The sequence below is a fragment of the Deinococcus indicus genome (genome assembly GCF_002198095.1).
Classification (GTDB): Bacteria; Deinococcota; Deinococci; order Deinococcales; family Deinococcaceae; genus Deinococcus; species Deinococcus caeni.
On sequence record NZ_NHMK01000009.1, the window covers coordinates 612,428 to 630,055 of the forward strand.

Here is a 17,628-nt window from a genome sequence, read left to right on the forward strand (position 1 = left end):
CCGTTAGGATCACGGGGTTCATGCGCCCGTCAGCAGCCAACCGGGGTGCGCACCGAACAAGAGTACCAGCCGCGCCCCCATCCGGCAAGAGGCCCGCCGCCCATGCGGACTCCGCGCTACGTACCTTGAAGCTACCACTGCGAGATTCCGGGAAAGCGCCGGAACCTCTCCGTTCCTGCTTCAACGTCCTTTCTTCTGTTACGCGCTGCGCGCGGTTTATCTACTTATCTACAAGGTAAACGCAGTGTACTCAGAAGCCGGGAGAGACGGGCACGCCGCCCCGGCGCAACTGGAAGGCCATGCTGTCCGGCCCGATGATCGAACTGCCGCCCACTGTCCCGACCGGCGTGCCGCGCCCCACGCGGTTGCCCACGCTGACCAGCGGATCGCGCAGCCCGAAGTACGCCGTGACGCTCGCCCCGTGATCCACCAGCACCACCCAGCCCAGCGACGCGTAGTACGTGACGGCCAGCACGTTCCCCTCGAGCGCCGCGACCGCCTGCGGCCCGCCGCTCAGGACCACCCACGGCGACCCGCCCGACCCGTACGGCGTCTGCACCCGGCCGCCCGGCAGCGGGAAGCCCAGCGGTCCACTCAGGTCCGGGAGGGGCGCCAGCTGCTGCTCGACCCGCACCTGCGCCTGCTGCACCTGCTCGCTGCGCTGTTGCAGGGCCGCCTGCTCGCGCTGCACCTGCGCCTCACGCTGCGCCTGCGCGGCCTGCTGGGCGGCGCGCTGCCGGGCGGCCTGCGCGTCGGCGGCCCGCTGGCGCGCCAGCCGCAGCGCCTCCTGCCGGGCGCGTTCCTGCGCCTCGCGGATCCGGCGGGCTTCCTCCTCGCGGCGGCGGCGTTCCTCCTCCAGGCGGCGCTGCCGCTCGGCTTCCAGACGGCCGCGTTCCGCGACGACCTGCCCCACCAGCGCATCGACCGTGCGGGCCGCGAGGGCCTGCTCGGCCTGCCGCTGCGCCGCCAGGGTCCGCTTGCCGGCCTCGCTGGAACGCAGCTGCGCCAGCAGGCGGTTCTGCTCGGCCCGCTGCGCCGTCAGGGCCTTCAGGGCGGCCGTGCGCTGCGCCTGCAGGGTCCGCAGGTCACGCGCCTGACGGGTCTGCTGCTCGCGCTGTTCGGCCAGCACCTTGACCTCGCCCGCCAGGGACTCGATCACGCGGGTGTTGTACTCGCCCGCCATGTTCGCGTACCGCAGGCGGATCAGCAGGTCCGACAGGCTGCTCGACTGTGACAGCAGTTGCAGGTACCGGCCGCTGCGGTCCCGGTACTGCAGCAGCAGCACCTCGCGCACGTCGTTCTGCAACCGCTCCACGCGGGCCTGCGTGACCTTCAGCTGTTCGGCCGTGTCCGCCAGCGCCCGCTCGGCCAGCGCCACGCGCGCCGTGACGACCGCCACCTCGTTCTCCAGCCGCGCCGCGCCGGCCGCGAGCGTGTCCAGCCGGGCCAGCGTCGCCCGCTGCTGCGCGCTGAGGTTCTGGATGCTGCGCCTGAGCGTCTCCAGTTCCCTCGCCCGGTCGGCGCTCAGTTGCCGCTGCTGCTGCAACTCGCGCTGCAACCGCTCGAGCCGTTCGCTGGTACTCAGGTCCGGCGCGTCACCGGGCCGGGCCGAGCCCTGCGCCTGCGCGGCCCAGTCGGCGCCGCCCGGCAGCGCGGTCAGCAGCGCGGCGCACAGCAGCAGCGCCGCCCGCCCCCGCCGCGCGTTCACTCCAGCTCCAGCAGGTACCGGCGCGTGGCGAACAGGCTGCCCAGCAGCCCGATCAGCACGCCCAGCAGCGCCACCCCGCCCAGCAGCGGCACCAGCGTCCCGGCGTCCTGCACGACCGGGAACACCGGCGCCAGCTGCTGCACGCGCCGCGCCAGCCCCAGGTACGACGGCACCAGCAGCGCCAGCGCCAGCCCCGCCGCCAGCAGCCCCACCAGCAGCCCCTCGATCACGTGCGGCATGCGGATGAACCCGCGCGTGGCGCCCAGCAGCCGCATCACGCTGATCTCGTCACGGCGGGCGTACATCGCCACGCGCACCGCGTTCAGGATGTTGAACAGCGTGCCCAGCAGCAGCAGGCCCACCAGCGCGTACCCGGCCCCGCGCACCGCCGTCAGGGTCCGCACGGTCGGGTCCACGTACCCCGCGCCGTACTCGACGTCCTCCACGCCCGGCAGGGCCGACACGGCCGCCGCCACCGTCCGCGAGTCCTGCACGCGGGCGACCCGCAGCCGCAACGTGTCCGGGAAGGGGTTGCCCACCAGCGCCGCCGCGTCCCGCGTGTACGGCGAGTCCTGCGTCATCTCGGTCAGCACCTGCTCGCTGGTCACCAACTTCGCCTCCGTCACCTGCGGCAGCGCCTGCACCTGCGCCAGCAGCGCCGCGTCCTGCGCGTCGGGCCGCAGGAACGCCGCGACTTCCACCTGCGACTCCAGCTGCGCCAGCGTGCGGTTCACGTTCAGGGTCAGCAGCAGCACGAACCCCAGCATCAGCAGCGTCAGGGTCATGGTCATCAGGGTCGCCAGGGTCGCCGTGACGTTCCCGCGCATCGCCAGCAGCGCCTGCCGGAAGTGGTAGTTCACAGCGCGTACCCGCCGTACGGATCGTCCCGCACCAGCTTGCCCTTGCGCAGCGTCAGGGTGCGGTGCCGGAACGTCTCGACCAGATCGCGGGCGTGCGTGGCGACCACCACGGTCGTGCCGCGCAGGTTCACGTTCTGCAGCACCTTCAGCACCTCGCGGCTGTTGTCCGGGTCGAGGTTCCCGGTCGGTTCGTCCGCCAGCAGCAGCGGCGGATCACCCACGATGGCCCGCGCGATCGCCACGCGCTGCTGCTCGCCCTGCGACAGTTGCAGCGGCAACGCGTACTTCTTGTGCTCCAGCCCCACCGTCCGCAGGGCCGTCGTCACGCGCGGCGCCCACTCCCGCTGCGGCACGCCCGTCACCCGCAACGTGAACGCCACGTTGTCGAAGGCGTTCAGGTGTGAGAGCAGCAGGTTGTCCTGAAACACCGTCCCCATGCGGCGGCGCAGCAGCGCCGTGCGGCGCCCCCGGTACCGCGCCAGCGGTTCGCCCGCCACGCGCACCTCGCCCCGGCTGGGCAGCGCCCGCTTGAGCACCAGACTCATGAAACTGCTCTTGCCGGCCCCCGAATGCCCGACCAGGTACACGAATTCCCCCTTGCCGATCTGCAGCGACACGTCATCCAGCGCCAGCGTCCGGGTCACGGGGTACTCCAGTGAGACGTTCTTGAAATCGATCACGCGGACCACCCGTGCAGGGAGGACAGCGGCGGAAGGAAAGGACCTGTCATGCTCGCGGCACAGCATAGCCCACCCCCGCCCCCACACCATGAAGCCTTGCCCAACCACCGGCGCCCCCCGCCCCCGCCCGGCCAGCGGCAGACCGGATGAAATCCTCAACTGCACTTCACCTGCCGGCCCTATTCTGATGGCGTGAACGCAAAACGCCTGACCATCGTCGGGGTTGCCCTGTCCGCCACCGCCGCTGTCGCCTACGCGCAGCTCGGCGGGTACACCCAGGCGAACCTCAGCAGCACCGCCACCGGAAAATCCTTCCTGCAGGTCATCAACGACCTGAACCGCCTGTACCTGTACCCGGTCGATCAGGAAAAACTGCTGCGCGGCGCGATCACCGGCGCCCTGGGCAGCCTGGACGACGAATTCACGTACTACAGCCAACCCGAGGACAACGCCATCGACTCCGAGAACCTCAGCGGCGAGTTCTACGGCATCGGCGTGCAACTCGTCGCCGCGAACGCCGACGGCACCGGCGGCAAGATCGACAACGTCTTCCGCACCGGCGCCGCCAGCACCGCCGGCGTGCAGATCGGCGACGTGTTCGTCAAGATCGACGACAAGGACGTCACCAGCGCCAAACTGAACGAGATCGTGCGCCTCGTGCGCGGCAAGCAGGGCACCACCGTGAACGTCACCTTCGCCCGCGACGGCAAACCCTACACCGTCAAGATGGAACGCCAGCCGGTCGCCATCGTCAGCGTCGAACAGACCGTCCTGCCCGGCAACATCGGCTACATCGCCCTGAACACCTTCTACAACGAGAAGGCCAGCGAACAGTTCGCGGCGGCCGTCGCGGACATGAAAAAGAAGAACGTGTCCTCGCTGATCCTCGACCTGCGCGACAACGGCGGCGGCCTCCTGAACGCCGGACGCGACGTCGCCGACCAGTTCATGCAGAGCGGCCCCATCGTCAGCCTCCGCGACCGCAGCAAACGCACCCAGGTCTTCGGCGGAAACGCCACCAACCGCGCCACCGACTACACCGGCAAACTGATCGTCCTGGTCAACAAGAACAGCGCCAGCGCCAGCGAAGTCGTCTCCGGGGCGCTGCAGGACACCGGCCGCGCCACCATCGTCGGCGAGCAGACCTTCGGCAAGGGCGTCGCGCAGATCCCCACCACCCTCCCCGACGGAGGCAAGGCCGCCATCGTCAACAGCGAGTGGCTGACCCCCAAGGGCCGCGAAATCCACAAGAAAGGCATCACGCCCGACGTGGTCGTCAAGGACACCCGCTACACCACCCCCCCCAACCTGACCGGCAGCGGCGTCACGCCCGGCGCGAAAGTCACCTTCACCATCGAGGGCAAACCCGTGACCGTCACCGCCGACAAGGACGGCAAGTTCAGCTACACCGGCGAGATCAAACGCCCCAGCCGCAGCGCCGCGCAGGGCGAGGCCGTCGTGGACCTCCAGACCGACGCCATCCTGAAAAAAGCCGTCGAACTGCTCAGCAAATAATACGGACTCCGATTGAAAGGGCTGCAAAGCCCGTTCAATCCGAGCGGACGCGAGAAGGAGCAACACGGGTTCCGGACGTGGAGCCGGCAGGGGCGGTGAAGTTCCGGATTGTTGGCGAAACAAACGGAATCCGTATAAGCCGCTTCACCCCCGGCGGGTCGCCCCTGAACGACGGGGGCGGCCCATCTGTTGCTGTCACAGCGGTTTTCAGGGGTGTTGAGGGGTTCCCTCAGCACCCCTGAAACGAGCGAAGCGAGAAGCCGTCCACAACAGCGGTTGGAAGTGGAATTGAAGGGCGTGCTGTTGGCCCTTCAATGGAACTGGAAACCGCTGTCAGTCCCAATCCCAGTCGCGCCAGTCGCTGGCCTTCGCGGTGGCCGGGTGCGCGGGCCGCCCGGCGCCCTGCCCGCCCTCGCGGCCCGGCGCCGGGTACCAGTCGTACGCCGAGGCCAGCGCGAGGTCCAGTCGCCCGCGCAGCAGCCCGTGCAGGTGGCTGCGTTCGCGCTCCGTGACCCGCCCGACCTCCCGGACGATGCGGTCCAGTTCGCGGTCCAGGGCGGGCAGGTACGGTTCGCGCGCCTTGCGGACCGCGCCGCGCCGCAGCGGCTCCGGGTGAATGACCGGATGGTAGGACCCGGCGGCCGATTCCAGCAGCAGGGCGCGGCGCTGCTCGCGGGTCTCGCGGGCGCGGGCGGCCCGGTCGCGGGCGTCGGCGGCGCGGGCCTGCGCGGCCAGGAAATCGTCACGGCGTTCCGCCTCCAGCACGCGTTCCTCGGCGTACAGTTTCACGGGCGGCAGGCGGCGGCGGCCCATCTTCAGGCCGTTCGGGCGGGTGCGGTCGTGCTCGCCCAGGAACCGGGTGATCAGGGCGGGCGTCCAGCCGCGCTCCTTGAGGTCCTGCGTCGCCAGGAAACCCGGCGGGTTCGCCGGGGCCGCCTCGCGGCGCTCGCGGGCCGGCAGGGTCACGGCCGGGGCGTCCACTCGCGGCGCAGCAGGTCCAGGGTGACGCTGTCGTGGCGCTGGCCGCGCACCAGCCGCGCCTCGCGGACACGGCCGGCCTCGCGGAACCCCAGGCGGTGGGCGGCGCGGATCATGCGCTCGTTGCCGCTCCAGGTGCTGAAGGTCAGGACGTGTGCGTCGGTCTCGTTCAGGGTCGCCTCGATCCACAGCGCCAGCGCGCGGCGGCCGATGCCCCGCCCCCAGTGGAGCGGGTCGAAGATGATCACGCCCAGGTCCCACACGTCACTGGCGTCCTCGGCGCGGTTGAGCATCCCGATACACGCGCCGCCCAGGTCCACCACGCGCTCGTTCGGGGTGGTGGGGGTCGTCTCGAGGCGGTGGACGTACGCGCCCAGCGAGGCGGTCGTGTCGGCGGCGTTCAGGTACGGGGCGTCCCACTCGCGCCACTGCGCGGCGGGGTCCGTGAACCAGCGGCGCAGGGTGGGCAGGTCGCGGGGGCGGCGGCCCCGCAGGGTCACGTTCGCCGCGTCGGCCGCGCCGGTGGGGGAGGGTCGGGGGTCGGTCACGCCGGGTATCCTGCCACGTTCCGCCCGTCCCGGACCGTCAGCCGGTGGACGATGTGCGCCGGCCCCACGTCCGGAATCCGTGTTGCTCCCACTCTGCAGAGCGGCGCTACGAGTCGGGTCGCTCGGACCCAATGGGCTTTGCAGCCCGTTCAATCCGAGTCCGTATGGGCAACGGTGCAGGCAGGTTCATCCCTTCAGGACAGACCAGCAATGACCACGCCGTGTTTGCCCCTCCCCCTTGAGGGGGGAGGCCGGGAAGGGGTGAGCATGGCGTGACAGAAGACGTGTTCCATGCCTGCCCCCGCTGGCGCTTGAACAGTGTCCGCACCATCGATCAGGTGAGGCCCAGGCGGGTCAGCAGCGGCGGCAGCAGCACGCTCAGGCCCACGATCAGCGCTCCGGCGCTGCCGACCAGCACGGCCGCTGCCGCCGCGTCCTTCGCCACGCGGGCCAGGGCGTGCCACTCGGGGCTCACGAGGTCCACCACGGCCTCCAGCGCGGTGTTCAGCAGTTCCAGGCTCAGGACGAGCGCGCAGGCCAGCGCGACCGGCGCCAGCGGAACGCGCAGCCACCCGCCCAGCCCCAGCGCGAGCAGCGCCGCCCAGCATTCGATCCGGAAGTTCGCCTGCGTGCCGTACGCGTGCCGCACGCCCGCCCACGCGAAACCCGCCGAGCGCAGCCAGCGCCGCGCGTCCCAGGCCGACCCGCCGCTGCGCATCCCTCAGCTGCCGGCCGGAAGGGCCGACTGCGCCGCGCGCCACGCCGCGTGGAAGACCTCCCACTCGGGGCCCTGCGCGCCCTCCTCGAAGCCCAGGCCGTCCGCGTGCGGGTGGTCGTTCCCGACTAGGTGGGTCAGGCCGTGACTGGCGAGCAGCGCGACCTCGCGGGTCAGGGAGTGGCCGCGCGCGTCCGCCTGCCGCTGCGCGGTGTCCAGGCTGATCACGATGTCCCCCAGGTGCGGCGGCACGAACGGGTCGCCCGGCTCCCAGGTGGGGAAACTCAGGACGTCCGTCACGGCGTCCTCGCCCCAGTGTTCGCGCTTCAGGGCGCGGATGGTGCGGTCACCCACCAGTACGACCGTCACCTCGCGGTCCGGCACCTCGAAATGCGCCATGACGGCCTCCAGACTGGCGCGCAGCGCGGGCCGCAGACCGGCGGGCGGGGTTTTACGGACGATCAGGTCAATCACTCCGTAGAGGATAGTGGATGGCGAAGGGGCAGGGGCGGATGGCCGATAGCGGATGGCAGATGGCGAAAGGCCCGGCTTACCTGCTCGCCGGGCCTCTCCTGCCATCAACCGTCAACCTTCAACTGTCAACGGCGTTGTCCCCGTCGCCCTCGGGGATGCTGGCGAACTCGCCGCGACGGGCGGCGCGTTTGTCCTGCTCGGCGTTCTCGGCCGTCTCGTAGGCCTTGATGATGCGGCCCACCAGCGGGTGACGGACGACGTCCACCTCGGTGAACTCGTGCCACGCGATGCCGTCGATGGAACTCAGGACGCGCTTGGCGACCGCCAGACCGCTCGTGATGTGGCGCGGCAGGTCGATCTGGGTCACGTCCCCGGTCACGACGACCTTGCTGGAAAAGCCCATGCGGGTCAGGAACATCTTCATCTGCTCGCCCGTGGTGTTCTGCGCCTCGTCCAGAATGATGAACGCGTCGTTCAGGGTGCGGCCGCGCATGAACGCCAGGGGCGCGATCTCGATCACGCCGCTCGTCAGGTACGACTCGAACTTCTCCTGGTCCAGCATGTCCTGCAGCGCGTCGTACAGCGGGCGCAGGTACGGGTCGATCTTGGCCTGCAGGTCGCCGGGCAGGAAGCCCAGCTTCTCGCCTGCCTCGACGGCCGGGCGGGTCAGGATGATCCGCTTGACCCGCTTGGCCTTCAGGGCCTGCACGGCCATGGCGACTGCCATGTACGTCTTGCCGGTCCCGGCCGGACCGACCCCGAAGGTGATGTCGCTGCGTTCGATGCTCTCCAGGTACAGTTTCTGCCCCGGCGTCTTGGGTTTCAGGCCGCGCGGCAGGCTCAGGCCCGTCACCTGCGTCTCGGCGGCCAGGCTGCGGCCCTCGTTGCTCAGGCGCGCGGAGCGCAGCAGGCTGTCGGGCGTGAGTTCCCCGCCACCACGCACCACGTCCAGCGCGTCGCGGATCATCCGTTCGGCGCCGCGCACGTCGGTCTCGTCACCCGTGATGGTGATGGTCTCGCCGCGCGCCACCAGTTTCGCTTTCGTCAGTTCGCGCATGCGGCGCAGGTTGGCGTCGCCGGCGCCCAGCAGCGAGTACGCCTCGCGCTGGTTCTCGATCTGGATGGTGGCGGTGGTCGGGCCGGTCGTCGTCTGGGCCGTCGCGGCCTGAACGGGCAGACCGGACTCGTTGTTGGGCTGTGTCAAGTGTTCTCCAGTCGCGCGGCGTGGCGCACCCTCCCCCCGGTACGGGCGGGGAAGGGAAGGGGTCGGATGGTCATCTGGATGCACACATTCTGTGCAGGAACCCGCCGGGCCGGCGTGTCCGGCAGCACATTCTGCCCCGAACATGAAGGCCTTGCACGCCCGGACCCGGCCGGGAAGATGCTCTAAACTGACCGGGTGAGTCTGCCGGACGGAACCCCTGCCCCCCGCGCCTTCCTGTTCGCCGATCCGGCCGCGCATTCCCTGTCGCCGCAGATGCACCGCGCGGCCTTCGCGCACGCCGGTCTGCCCGGAACGTACGAGGCGCGGCGCGTCCCGCCGGCCGATCTGGCGGCGGCCATCGCGGGGTTGCGGGCGCCCGGCGTGCTGGGCGCGAACCTGAGCCTGCCGCACAAGGAGGCCGCCCTGCCGCTGCTCGACAGCCTGAGCGGCGCGGCGCAGGCGGTCGGGGCCGTGAACACCATCGTTCACCGGGGCGGCCAGTTGCACGGCGACAACACCGACTCGCCGGGCCTGCGTGACGCCCTGTCCGACGCCGGGTACATCTGGGAGCAGGGCGCCGAGGTGATCGTGCTGGGGGCCGGGGGGGCCGCCCGCGCCGCCGTGCACGCCCTGATCTGCGGCGAGCAGAACGTGACGGTCGTGAACCGCACCCTGGAACGCGCGCAGGCCATCGCCGCCGACTGGCACGTCCCGGACGCCGACTTTCAGGTGACGGCCCTCCCCGCCCACGCGGCCCCGTGGGAGTCGGCGGCGCTCGTCGTGAACGCCAGCAGCGCCGGCCTGAACGACCCCGACCAGACGCCGCTGGACGCCGCGTTCCTGGCGAGGGTGCCCGCCGGGGCGCTCTTGTACGACATGGTCTACAAACCCGCCGAGACCCGTCTGATGCGCGAGGCCCGCGCCGCCGGACTGAACGCCGAGAACGGCCTGGGGATGCTGGCCCACCAGGCGCGGCTGGCCTTCCGCGCCTGGACCGGCGCGGACGTGCCCGTGGACGTGTTCCTGGACGCCTTGAACGCCCGGCCGGCGCGGGAGGGTTGATGGCGCGGCGCGTTCTGGGACAGCGCGCACCCGTCACGGTCATGATCCTGGTCGCGGCCCTGGCGGTGGCGGCCGCGCTCGTCGTGCACGCCTTCGTGCGCGAGCAGCAGCGCAGCCGCTTCGAACGCGAGGCCACCGTGTACGTGCAGGCGCTTCGTGACCGCCTCTCCGTGTACGAGCGCCTGCTGTACACCACCCGCGCGTCCTGGCAGGCGCAGGGCCCCACGCGCGACGAGGCGACCTTCGCGCGCTTCGTGGACGGCATCGATCTGGCCAGCCGCTACCCCGGCGTGCAGGCCGTCGGGTTCGGTCAGGTCGTTCCGACCGCGCAGACCGCCGCGTTCGAGGAGCAGTTGCGCCGCAGCGTCGGCTTTCCCGTGCGGGTCCAGCCCGACACCCGGCAGGCCGAGCGGGCCGTCATCTCGCTGATCGCGCCGCTGAACAGCGTGAACCGGGCCGCGCTGGGCTTCGACCTGAACAGCGAACCCGCCCGCCGCGCCGCCCTGCAGGGCGCCCGGCAGACCGCCCAGGCGCAGGCGACCACCCTGCTGCGCCTCGTGCAGACCGACGAGACCGGCGAACCCATCCGTGGATTCCTGATCATGCTGCCCGTCTGGAATGACCCGGACACCCGCGACCTGCGCGGCTACCTGTACCTCGCCGTGCGCGCCGACCAGTTCCTTCAGGACCTCGCGCCGCCCCAGGACGGATCGCCGCTACGGGTGCAGGTGCGGCTGGCCGGCGAGGCGCTGCGCGGCGACCTAGCCGACCCCGGCGGCCTGAACTTCCGCTACGCGACCCGCCTCACCTCGGCCGGGCAGCCGTGGACCATGGAATTCGGCGCTGACAGCGGGTTCGGCCGTGATTTCGGCGCCGCCGTTCCGCTGCTGCTGATCCTGCTGGGCCTCGGGGCGTCCGGACTGGCCTTCCTGCTGGTGCAGGCGCAGGTGGACGCCCGCACCCGCGCCGAACGCCTGAACGTCTCGCTGGCCGAGGCCCGCGTCCGGCAGGAACAGGCCCGCGCGGAATTCGAGGCGATCTTCCAGTCCATGCAGGACGCCGCCGCCTTCACCGACGAGGACGGCCGCATCCGCATGGTCAACCGCGCCCTGACCGAACAGTTCCGCGCCGAACCGGACGACCTGAACGGCCGCCTGCTGGGCACCCTGCACCTCGACCGGCGGCTGGACAACCGCCTGACCTTCCAGTCGCTCACCACGGCCTTCGAACGCGTGGACGGCAGCGTCTTCCAGGGCGAGGCGCAGCGCGGCGAGGTCCGCGACCCGCGCGGCGAACGCCTGGGCCTGCTGGAAGTCGTGCGGGACGTCACGGAGCGCGTCGCGGCCGAACGGGCCGTGCAGGCCGGCGAACGCCGCTCGCGCGGGGTGCTGGACGCCATCGCGCACATGATCAGCGTCGGCCGCCCGGACGGCACCGTCACCTTCACGAACCGGCAGTTCGGGCTGCGCCTGGGCCGCGCCGGCCTGAGCGGCCACCTCGACCCGGTCGGCCGCGCCACGTACGGCCAGATGTGGCGCGAGGCGACCGACAGCGGCGAGGGCGCCCAGTGCGAGGTGCAGCTGCACCTGCCCGGCGGGCCGCGCTGGGTGGTCGTGAAGGTCGTGCCGCTGCGCGACGACCGCGGCGAGATCAGCGAATGGGTCACGAGCGCCACCGACATCCACGACCGCGTGACCGCCGAACGGCTCGCGCAGCGCAACGAGGAACGCTACCGAGGCGTGATCGAGGGCATGCCGCAGATCGTGTGGCTGACCGACCCGACCGGGCAGCCCGTGTACTTCAACCGTCGCTGGAGCGAATTCGTCGGCGAGGACCACGCGCACGGCGGTTTCCTGAACCTGCTGCACCCGGAGGACCGCGCCGACTACCAGCGCCGCTGGGCCGACGCGCTGCGCTCGGCGCGGCCCTTCGAGTCCGAACACCGCCTGCGCCGCCACGACGGCCAGTACCGCACCTTCGTCACGCGCGGCCTGCCGGTCCGGGACGCCACGGGCCGCGTGCTGGAATGGGTGGGCACCAGCACCGACGTGGACGACTCGGTGTATGCCGAGAACGCCGCGCGCCTGCTGGCCGACGTGACCGAGCAGCTCAACGCCCGCAGCGCCGACGCCGCCCCGCTGCGCCACGACCGCTACCGCGCCGCGCTGGCCCTGCTGCCCAGCCGCTTCGCGGACAGCGCCGCCCTCTGGGGCGTCCACCCGACCACGCTGCTCGCCACGTCCAGCCCGTCGGCCACCTGGCACGCCGCCGCCTTCCAGGTCGTGGCGGCGCAGGCCATCGAACAGGTGCTCGCCAGCGAGGACCCGGTGTTCATCGACTCGGACCCGGCGCTGCACCGCGTGAGCGCCACCGGCGCGCTGTTCTACCCGCTCGTCGGGCGGGACGGGGCGCTCGTGGGCGTGCTGGGCCTGCTGTACCGGCAGGCCCTCACGAACCGTGACCAGGACCTCGCGCAGGACCTCGCGCAGCGCTTCGCCTCGGCGCTCGGCAACGACCGACTCCAGGAACGCGTGAACGCCGCGCAGGCCGACCTGCACGCCCTGAACCAGTCGCTGGAGGACCGCGTGCAGCGCCGCACCCTGGAACTCGAGGCCGCCAACCGCGAACTCGAGGCCTTCAGCTACAGCGTCAGCCACGACCTGCGCACCCCGCTGCGGCACATCGTGGGCTTCGGCGACCTGCTCCAGAAGGAGACAGGCGACCACCTGAGCGCCAAGGGCCAGCGGTACCTGAAGGTCATCACCGACTCGGCCGGACGCATGAGCCAGCTGATCGACGACCTGCTCGGCTTCTCCCGCATGGGCCGCCAGGAACTGCGGCGCGTGCCCGTGAACCTGCGCGCCCTGATCGACGCCAGCTGGCGCGGCCTGGAACCCGACCGGGCCGGACGCAGCGTCACGCTGCACCTGCCCGGCGACCTGCCGACCGTCCCGGCCGACGAGGGCCTCCTTGGTCTGGTCTTCACGAACCTGCTGAGCAACGCCATCAAGTACTCGCGCGGACGCCCCGACGCCAGCGTGTGGATCAGCGCCGAGCAACATGAGGACTCCGTGACCGTCACCGTCCGGGACAACGGCGTGGGCTTCGATCCGCGTTACGTGGATAAACTGTTCGGTGTGTTCCAGCGTCTCCACCGCGCCGATGAGTTCGAGGGCATCGGCATAGGCCTCGCCAACGTGCGAAGAATCGTCAACCGTCACGGAGGACAGGTGAGTGCCGACGCCGTTCCCGGCGAGGGCGCCACCTTCACCGTCACCCTGCCCACCACCCCGGAGGACCTGTGATACGGATTCCGTTTGTTTCGCTGACAGATCGGAACATCACCGATCTGCCAGCTCCACGTCCGGAACCCGTTTCTCTCCTGCTCTGCGGGGCAGCTCTCCGAGTCGCATCCGCTCGAATTGAACGGGCTGTGCAGCCCATTCAATCGGAGTCCGTATGACCCACCCCGCCACCCAGGGCGTCCCCGGCGAGGGCGAAGCCCTGCGAATCCTGCACCTGGAAGACAGCGAACTCGACCACGAACTCGTGACCATGCACGTCGAGACCGACCTGCCCTGGCCGGTCGAGATCACCCGCGTCGAGGACGAGGCAGGCTTCCTGCACGCCCTGAGCAGCGCGCCCCCGCACCTGATCCTCAGCGACTTCGCGCTGCCCAGCTACGACGGCCTGAGCGCCTACCGCGCCGCGCACCAGCGCCTGCCGAAGGTGCCGTTCATCATCGTGACCGGCGCCATGGGCGAGGAAACCGCCGTGGACACCCTGCGCGAGGGCGTCACCGACTACATCCTCAAGCAGCGCCTCGAGCGGCTGGCGCCCAGCATCCGCCGCGCCATCGCCGAGGTCGAGTCCCGCATCCGCCGCGAACGCGCCGAACAGGAGATCCGGCAGCTGAACCTTTCCCTCCAGGCCCGCCTCGAGGAAGTCGAGCGGCTGCGCAACACTGCCGAACGCCAGAGCCAGCGCCTGGAAATCCAGGCCCGGCAGCTCGAGGAGGCCCTGAACCTCCAGAAGACCTTCCTGGCCGAAACCAGCCACGAGCTGCGCACGCCCCTGACCGCCCTGCACGGCTACCTGCGCCGCGCCGAACGCGAGGCCGGCGGCAGCCAGACGCTGCTCGACGCGCAGCGCGTCGCGGAGAACATGACCCGCCTCGTGAACGACCTGCTGCAACTTTCGCGCGGGGAACTCGTGCAGAGCATCGAGATGCACTTCATGAACCTCGGGCAGCTGCTGCGGCAGGTGGGCCGCGACTACGGCGTGAAAGCCCCGGACGGCGTGTACGAGATCGTCGGCGACCCCGGCCGCCTGAACCAGGTGTTCATCAACCTCGTCACGAACGCCATCCGCGTGACCGGCAGCCCCGACAAGGTCTGGCTGGAGATCGTGCCCCGCCCCGGCGAACTGGAGGTGCGGGTCGTGGACCGTGGCCCCGGCGTGCCGGACGCCGTGAAACCCCGCATCTTCGACAAGTTCTACCGTGGCAAGGAGGCCGGGTCGGCCGGCCTGGGCCTGACCATCGCGCAGCAGGTCGTGACCGCGCACGGCGGCACCATCGACGTGGTGGACACGCCGGGCGGCGGCGCGACCTTCCGCGTGCGCCTGCCGCTGCCCGAGGAGGACGACGAGACGGGCGGCGACCTCGAACCGTCCATCGACCCGGATGACGTGGTTGCAGGCGACGTGGTTGCACCCGACGGAACCACACCCGACGGGACCGCAGATGCCCGGACAGGCTGACAGTCTGGGCCGCCGCGGCGCGCTAGCGTGGACGGCATGAAAAAGACCCTGAACGTCACCTGGCTCGGAGAACAGCGGTACCTGGGCGTCAGCGAGAGCGGCCACCAGCTGCTGATCGACAACAGCCCCACCAAGGTGGGCGTCTCGCCCATGGAGGCCCTGCTGGGCGCGCTGGCCACCTGCACCGCCTACGACGTGGTCGAGATCATGAAAAAACGCCGCACGCCCCTGGCCTCGTACCGCATCGAGGTCGAGGGCGAACGCGCCGACACCGACCCGAAACGCTACACGCACATCACGGTGCGGCACATCGCCAGCGGGGAGGGCGTCACCGACGAGGCCCTCGGCAAGGCCGCGCACCTCAGCCACGAGAAGTACTGCTCGGTCGCGGCGACCCTGAACAGCGAGATCACCGTCGAAACCCGCGTGGAGTGACGGGCAACAGAAGAGAGGCCGGAAAGCAGTTGCTCCGGCCTCTCTTCCTGTCGGGGGTCAGGGGTCAGGGTTGCTGGGCGCTGCGGCCGGGCGTGCCGGCGTCCGCCCTGGCTGCGGCGGCGGCACGCTGCGCCCGGACCTTGTACACCCGGTGCATCTCGTCGAGTTCGCCCGTGCAGGGCTGCTGCGCGCTGAGCGGCAGGGCGCTGCCCTTCTCGTCCAGGGTTACGCACCAGCGGGCGGCGAACATCTTCTTCACGGCCTTCAGCGCCGGGCCGGAGCCCTCGCCGCCGTTCTGGAAGAACGCCACGACCGCGAAGTTCGGGCTGGACAGCGGCCCGTACCCCTCGTACCACGCGTGGGTGTACGCGTACCCGCCCCGGCGGCTCAGGCCGTTCTCGGCGGTGCCGGTCTTGCCGCCGGTCCGCACCGGGAACAGTTCCGGGCCGACCTCGTGGCGGGACGTGCCGGTCGGGATGCTGGTCGTCCAGGTCATGCCTTCCTTGACCAGATCGAAGGCCGCGGTGTTGCCGTTGCGGACCACGTTCACGGCCGGTTTGCGCGGGACCGGCGTGCCGTCCACGGCCTTCAGGACCGTCAGGGGGCGTTTCTGCCCGCCGCCGATGATGGTGGACATGACGGACACGACCTGTGCGGGCGTGACCAGCACGTCGCCCTGACCGATACTCATGTTCAGCGCGAAGCCCGGATACCACGGCGCGTTCGGGTTGGTGTAGTCGTCCGCGTCGAGCAGCATCCCGGTCTTCTCGCCCACGAGTTCCAGGCCGGTTTCCGCGTTGTAGCCCAGTTCGGTCAGGCGGGACTTGAGTTGCCGCGAGTAGGCTTCGGTCCCGGCCCGCGCCGCCGAATCGTAGTACCAGGGGTTGCACGAGAACGCCACGGCCTTGCGGCCGTCCACCGGTCCCAGCCCGTAGCCCGCCCAGTTGCGGAACGCGGCCCGCCCGAAGTAGTACGTGGGCGCGCAGTTCATGGTGAAGTTCCCCCACTTCTCCACGTACATCAGGGTCGTGGCGATCTTGAACACGCTGCCCGGGTTGTACGCCTGCACCACGCGGTTGGAGGTCACGGCGTCCAGCTCGGCCAGCGGGCGGTTCGGGTCAATGGCCCAGTTCTTCGCGGCCGGGTCCGGGCTCGGCACCCGCGAGAACCAGTTCGGGTCGTACGCGGGACTGCTCGCCATGGCCAGCACCTCGTTCGTGCGCGGGTCGATGGCGATCACCGCGCCGCGCGTGTACGGCTCGGCGGGCTTGCCGTACTTCGCTCGGCCGGCGTTCACGTCCTTCAGGCCCTCGCGCAGCGCCTGCTCGGCGGCGCGTTGCAGGGACGACTCGATGGTCAGGGTCACGTCCTGGCCCTTCTGGCCCGGCGTGATGACCCGCTCGGTCTGCGGTTTGCCGCCCGCCGTGACCTCGCGGCGTTTCAGGCCGTTCCTGCCCTGCAGGGTGTCTTGCAGGCTGTACTCCAGTCCGCTGCGGCCCACCAGGTCGCCCAGGGTGTACCCGTCCTCCTTCACCTGCGTCTCGGTGGCTTCCTGCACGTACCCGAGGAGGTGCCCGGCCATCTTGCCCTGCGGGTACACCCGTTCGAGGCGTTCACGCAGTTCCAGGCTGGGCACCAGCACCGTGTACTCGTAGATCGCCGCGAGTTTCTCCTGCGGGATATTGCGCGCCAGGACCGTCTCGGCCTCGCGCTGCCGGTTCGGCTCGCGCGGCTGCCCGCCGTCCAGCACGTCGGGCTTGATGCCCGCGAGGTACACGATCTTGTCCCAGGAGGGAATCGCCTGTTCCGGATCGGTCGGGTCGCGGCGGCCCGTGTACACCAGATCCACCGCCAGACGGTTCGTGGCGAGCAGCACGCCGTCACGGGTGCGGATCTCGCCGCGCAGCGCCGGGATGACCTCGTCACGCTGGTAGTTGCTGGCCGAGCGCACCGCGTACTGATCGTGCTGCACGACCTGCAACTGGTACAGCCGGCCCCCCAGCGCCAGCAGGCCCAGACTGAACGCCAGGGCCGTCCAGCGCACGCGGGACGCTCCCTCGTGCGCCGCCCGCGCCGGTCGCGCCCGCCCGCGCGCCCCGGCGCGGCGCCGCAGCCGGTCCTGGCGGTCCATGGCCTGTCCGGCGCGGCTCACGCGAGGTGCTCCTCGGGGCCGCTGCGGGAACCGAAGGCCCACGCGACGACCCGCTCCCACAGCGGGTACAGCACCAGCGTACCCACGAACACCAGCGGTACGGCGGTGCGCAGCAGGTCGGCCGTGATCAGGTTCGCGCGCAGCCAGTAGTTCAGGATCAGGAACGCCAGCCACTGCCCCGTGACGGCCATCAGGACCGTCAGCAGCATCTGGAACAAGCCGCTGTCGGCCACGTAACGCCGCACCAGCAGCGTCAGCAGCGCCCCGCCCGCCACGCCCGCCGCGTGCAGGCCCAGCGCGCCGCTGCCCAGCAGGTCCTGCCCCAGCCCCACCCCGTACGCAGCCAGGACCGCCCAGGGGGGCGGCAGCCGCCACACCAGCGCCGCGCCGGTCAGCAGGAACAGGTCCGGCGCGGGAATGCCCGCCGCGTCCGACAGGCGCGACAGCAGCCCCTGCGCCGCGATCAGCAGCGCGGCGTACACGATCAGCTTCACCCACCGCAGCGGGCCGCGCGGCGCGGGATACGGACCCCTCAT

Annotated in this window: 15 protein-coding genes; 5 read left to right on the top strand and 10 right to left on the bottom strand. The window is 70.9% G+C overall.

What is annotated here, in order from left to right; translation table 11 throughout:
* Window positions 1–250: 250 nt before the first annotated feature.
* From CBQ26_RS05425 to ftsE, 3 genes are read right to left on the bottom strand one after another with little or no spacing between them, the layout of a single operon-like run.
* Entirely contained in the window at window positions 251–1,708 is a 1,458-nt protein-coding gene (locus tag CBQ26_RS05425) for a murein hydrolase activator EnvC family protein (RefSeq protein ID WP_229843994.1), read from the bottom strand.
* Window positions 1,705–2,568 carry a cell division protein FtsX gene (locus CBQ26_RS05430; RefSeq protein WP_216360336.1) on the bottom strand — a complete coding sequence of 288 codons (864 nt, stop codon included), beginning with the start codon at window positions 2,566–2,568 and terminating at the stop codon, window positions 1,705–1,707. The genes CBQ26_RS05425 and CBQ26_RS05430 overlap by 4 nt, the downstream gene beginning before the upstream one ends.
* Window positions 2,565–3,248, bottom strand: coding sequence for a cell division ATP-binding protein FtsE (gene ftsE, locus CBQ26_RS05435; RefSeq protein WP_088247929.1), 684 nt, complete (start codon window positions 3,246–3,248; stop codon window positions 2,565–2,567). Before ftsE ends, CBQ26_RS05430 begins: the two co-directional genes overlap by 4 nt.
* A 192-nt stretch (window positions 3,249–3,440) precedes the next feature.
* Here ftsE and CBQ26_RS05440 point away from each other — a divergent pair, with 192 nt between their 5' ends.
* A complete protein-coding gene (locus tag CBQ26_RS05440) occupies window positions 3,441–4,763 on the top strand; it encodes a S41 family peptidase (protein WP_088247509.1) in 1,323 nt (440 codons plus the stop codon).
* A 333-nt stretch (window positions 4,764–5,096) separates the two neighbouring features.
* Here CBQ26_RS05440 and CBQ26_RS05445 read toward each other — a convergent pair whose 3' ends face one another.
* The 5 genes from CBQ26_RS05445 to CBQ26_RS05465 all read right to left on the bottom strand — a co-directional run bounded on the left by CBQ26_RS05445 (window position 5,097) and on the right by CBQ26_RS05465 (window position 8,601).
* Window positions 5,097–5,723: a hypothetical protein gene (locus CBQ26_RS05445; protein ID WP_088247930.1), complete on the bottom strand. Its 627-nt coding sequence runs from the start codon at window positions 5,721–5,723 to the stop codon at window positions 5,097–5,099.
* Window positions 5,724–5,725: 2 nt separating this feature from the next.
* Complete coding sequence (locus tag CBQ26_RS05450; protein ID WP_229843996.1) at window positions 5,726–6,289, bottom strand: GNAT family N-acetyltransferase; 564 nt, start codon at window positions 6,287–6,289, stop codon at window positions 5,726–5,728.
* A 334-nt stretch (window positions 6,290–6,623) separates the two neighbouring features.
* Window positions 6,624–7,007 (bottom strand): diacylglycerol kinase, encoded by a 384-nt coding sequence (locus CBQ26_RS05455; RefSeq protein WP_088247510.1) that lies wholly within the window; start codon window positions 7,005–7,007, stop codon window positions 6,624–6,626.
* Between the two features lie 3 nt (window positions 7,008–7,010).
* Window positions 7,011–7,478, bottom strand: coding sequence for an rRNA maturation RNase YbeY (gene ybeY / locus CBQ26_RS05460; protein ID WP_172417926.1), 468 nt, complete (start codon window positions 7,476–7,478; stop codon window positions 7,011–7,013).
* A 118-nt stretch (window positions 7,479–7,596) separates the two neighbouring features.
* Entirely contained in the window at window positions 7,597–8,601 is a 1,005-nt protein-coding gene (locus CBQ26_RS05465; protein ID WP_373297112.1) for a PhoH family protein, read from the bottom strand.
* A 354-nt stretch (window positions 8,602–8,955) separates the two neighbouring features.
* On the opposite strand from CBQ26_RS05465, the gene CBQ26_RS05470 reads away from it, so the two are divergent.
* The 4 genes from CBQ26_RS05470 to CBQ26_RS05485 all read left to right on the top strand — a co-directional run bounded on the left by CBQ26_RS05470 (window position 8,956) and on the right by CBQ26_RS05485 (window position 14,940).
* Window positions 8,956–9,744, top strand: coding sequence for a shikimate dehydrogenase family protein (locus tag CBQ26_RS05470; protein WP_088247932.1), 789 nt, complete (start codon window positions 8,956–8,958; stop codon window positions 9,742–9,744).
* Window positions 9,744–13,049, top strand: coding sequence for a CHASE domain-containing protein (locus CBQ26_RS05475; RefSeq protein ID WP_088247513.1), 3,306 nt, complete (start codon window positions 9,744–9,746; stop codon window positions 13,047–13,049). The genes CBQ26_RS05470 and CBQ26_RS05475 overlap by 1 nt, the downstream gene beginning before the upstream one ends.
* 154 nt (window positions 13,050–13,203) lie before the next feature.
* Window positions 13,204–14,505 (top strand): sensor histidine kinase, encoded by a 1,302-nt coding sequence (locus CBQ26_RS05480; RefSeq protein ID WP_172417927.1) that lies wholly within the window; start codon window positions 13,204–13,206, stop codon window positions 14,503–14,505.
* Between the two features lie 36 nt (window positions 14,506–14,541).
* On the top strand, window positions 14,542–14,940 hold the full coding sequence (locus tag CBQ26_RS05485; RefSeq protein ID WP_088247514.1) for an OsmC family protein: 399 nt from the start codon (window positions 14,542–14,544) through the stop codon (window positions 14,938–14,940).
* Window positions 14,941–15,004: 64 nt separating this feature from the next.
* Here the strand turns inward: CBQ26_RS05485 and CBQ26_RS05490 are convergent, their stop codons facing one another.
* Both CBQ26_RS05490 and CBQ26_RS05495 read right to left on the bottom strand, forming a co-directional pair.
* Entirely contained in the window at window positions 15,005–17,092 is a 2,088-nt protein-coding gene (locus CBQ26_RS05490) for a penicillin-binding transpeptidase domain-containing protein (protein ID WP_229843997.1), read from the bottom strand.
* On the bottom strand, window positions 17,089–17,628 hold the full coding sequence (locus tag CBQ26_RS05495; RefSeq protein WP_088247515.1) for a Rod shape-determining protein MreD: 540 nt from the start codon (window positions 17,626–17,628) through the stop codon (window positions 17,089–17,091). Before CBQ26_RS05495 ends, CBQ26_RS05490 begins: the two co-directional genes overlap by 4 nt.

Coding starts and splice junctions, on each gene's coding strand:
- CBQ26_RS05455 (WP_088247510.1), bottom strand. CDS start 7,007: ATGCGCAGCGGCGGGTCGGCCTGGGACGCGCGGCGCTGGCTGCGCTCG.
- CBQ26_RS05475 (WP_088247513.1), top strand. CDS start 9,744: ATGGCGCGGCGCGTTCTGGGACAGCGCGCACCCGTCACGGTCATGATC.
- CBQ26_RS05485 (WP_088247514.1), top strand. CDS start 14,542: ATGAAAAAGACCCTGAACGTCACCTGGCTCGGAGAACAGCGGTACCTG.
- CBQ26_RS05470 (WP_088247932.1), top strand. CDS start 8,956: ATGCACCGCGCGGCCTTCGCGCACGCCGGTCTGCCCGGAACGTACGAG.
- CBQ26_RS05480 (WP_172417927.1), top strand. CDS start 13,204: ATGACCCACCCCGCCACCCAGGGCGTCCCCGGCGAGGGCGAAGCCCTG.
- CBQ26_RS05495 (WP_088247515.1), bottom strand. CDS start 17,628: ATGAGGGGTCCGTATCCCGCGCCGCGCGGCCCGCTGCGGTGGGTGAAG.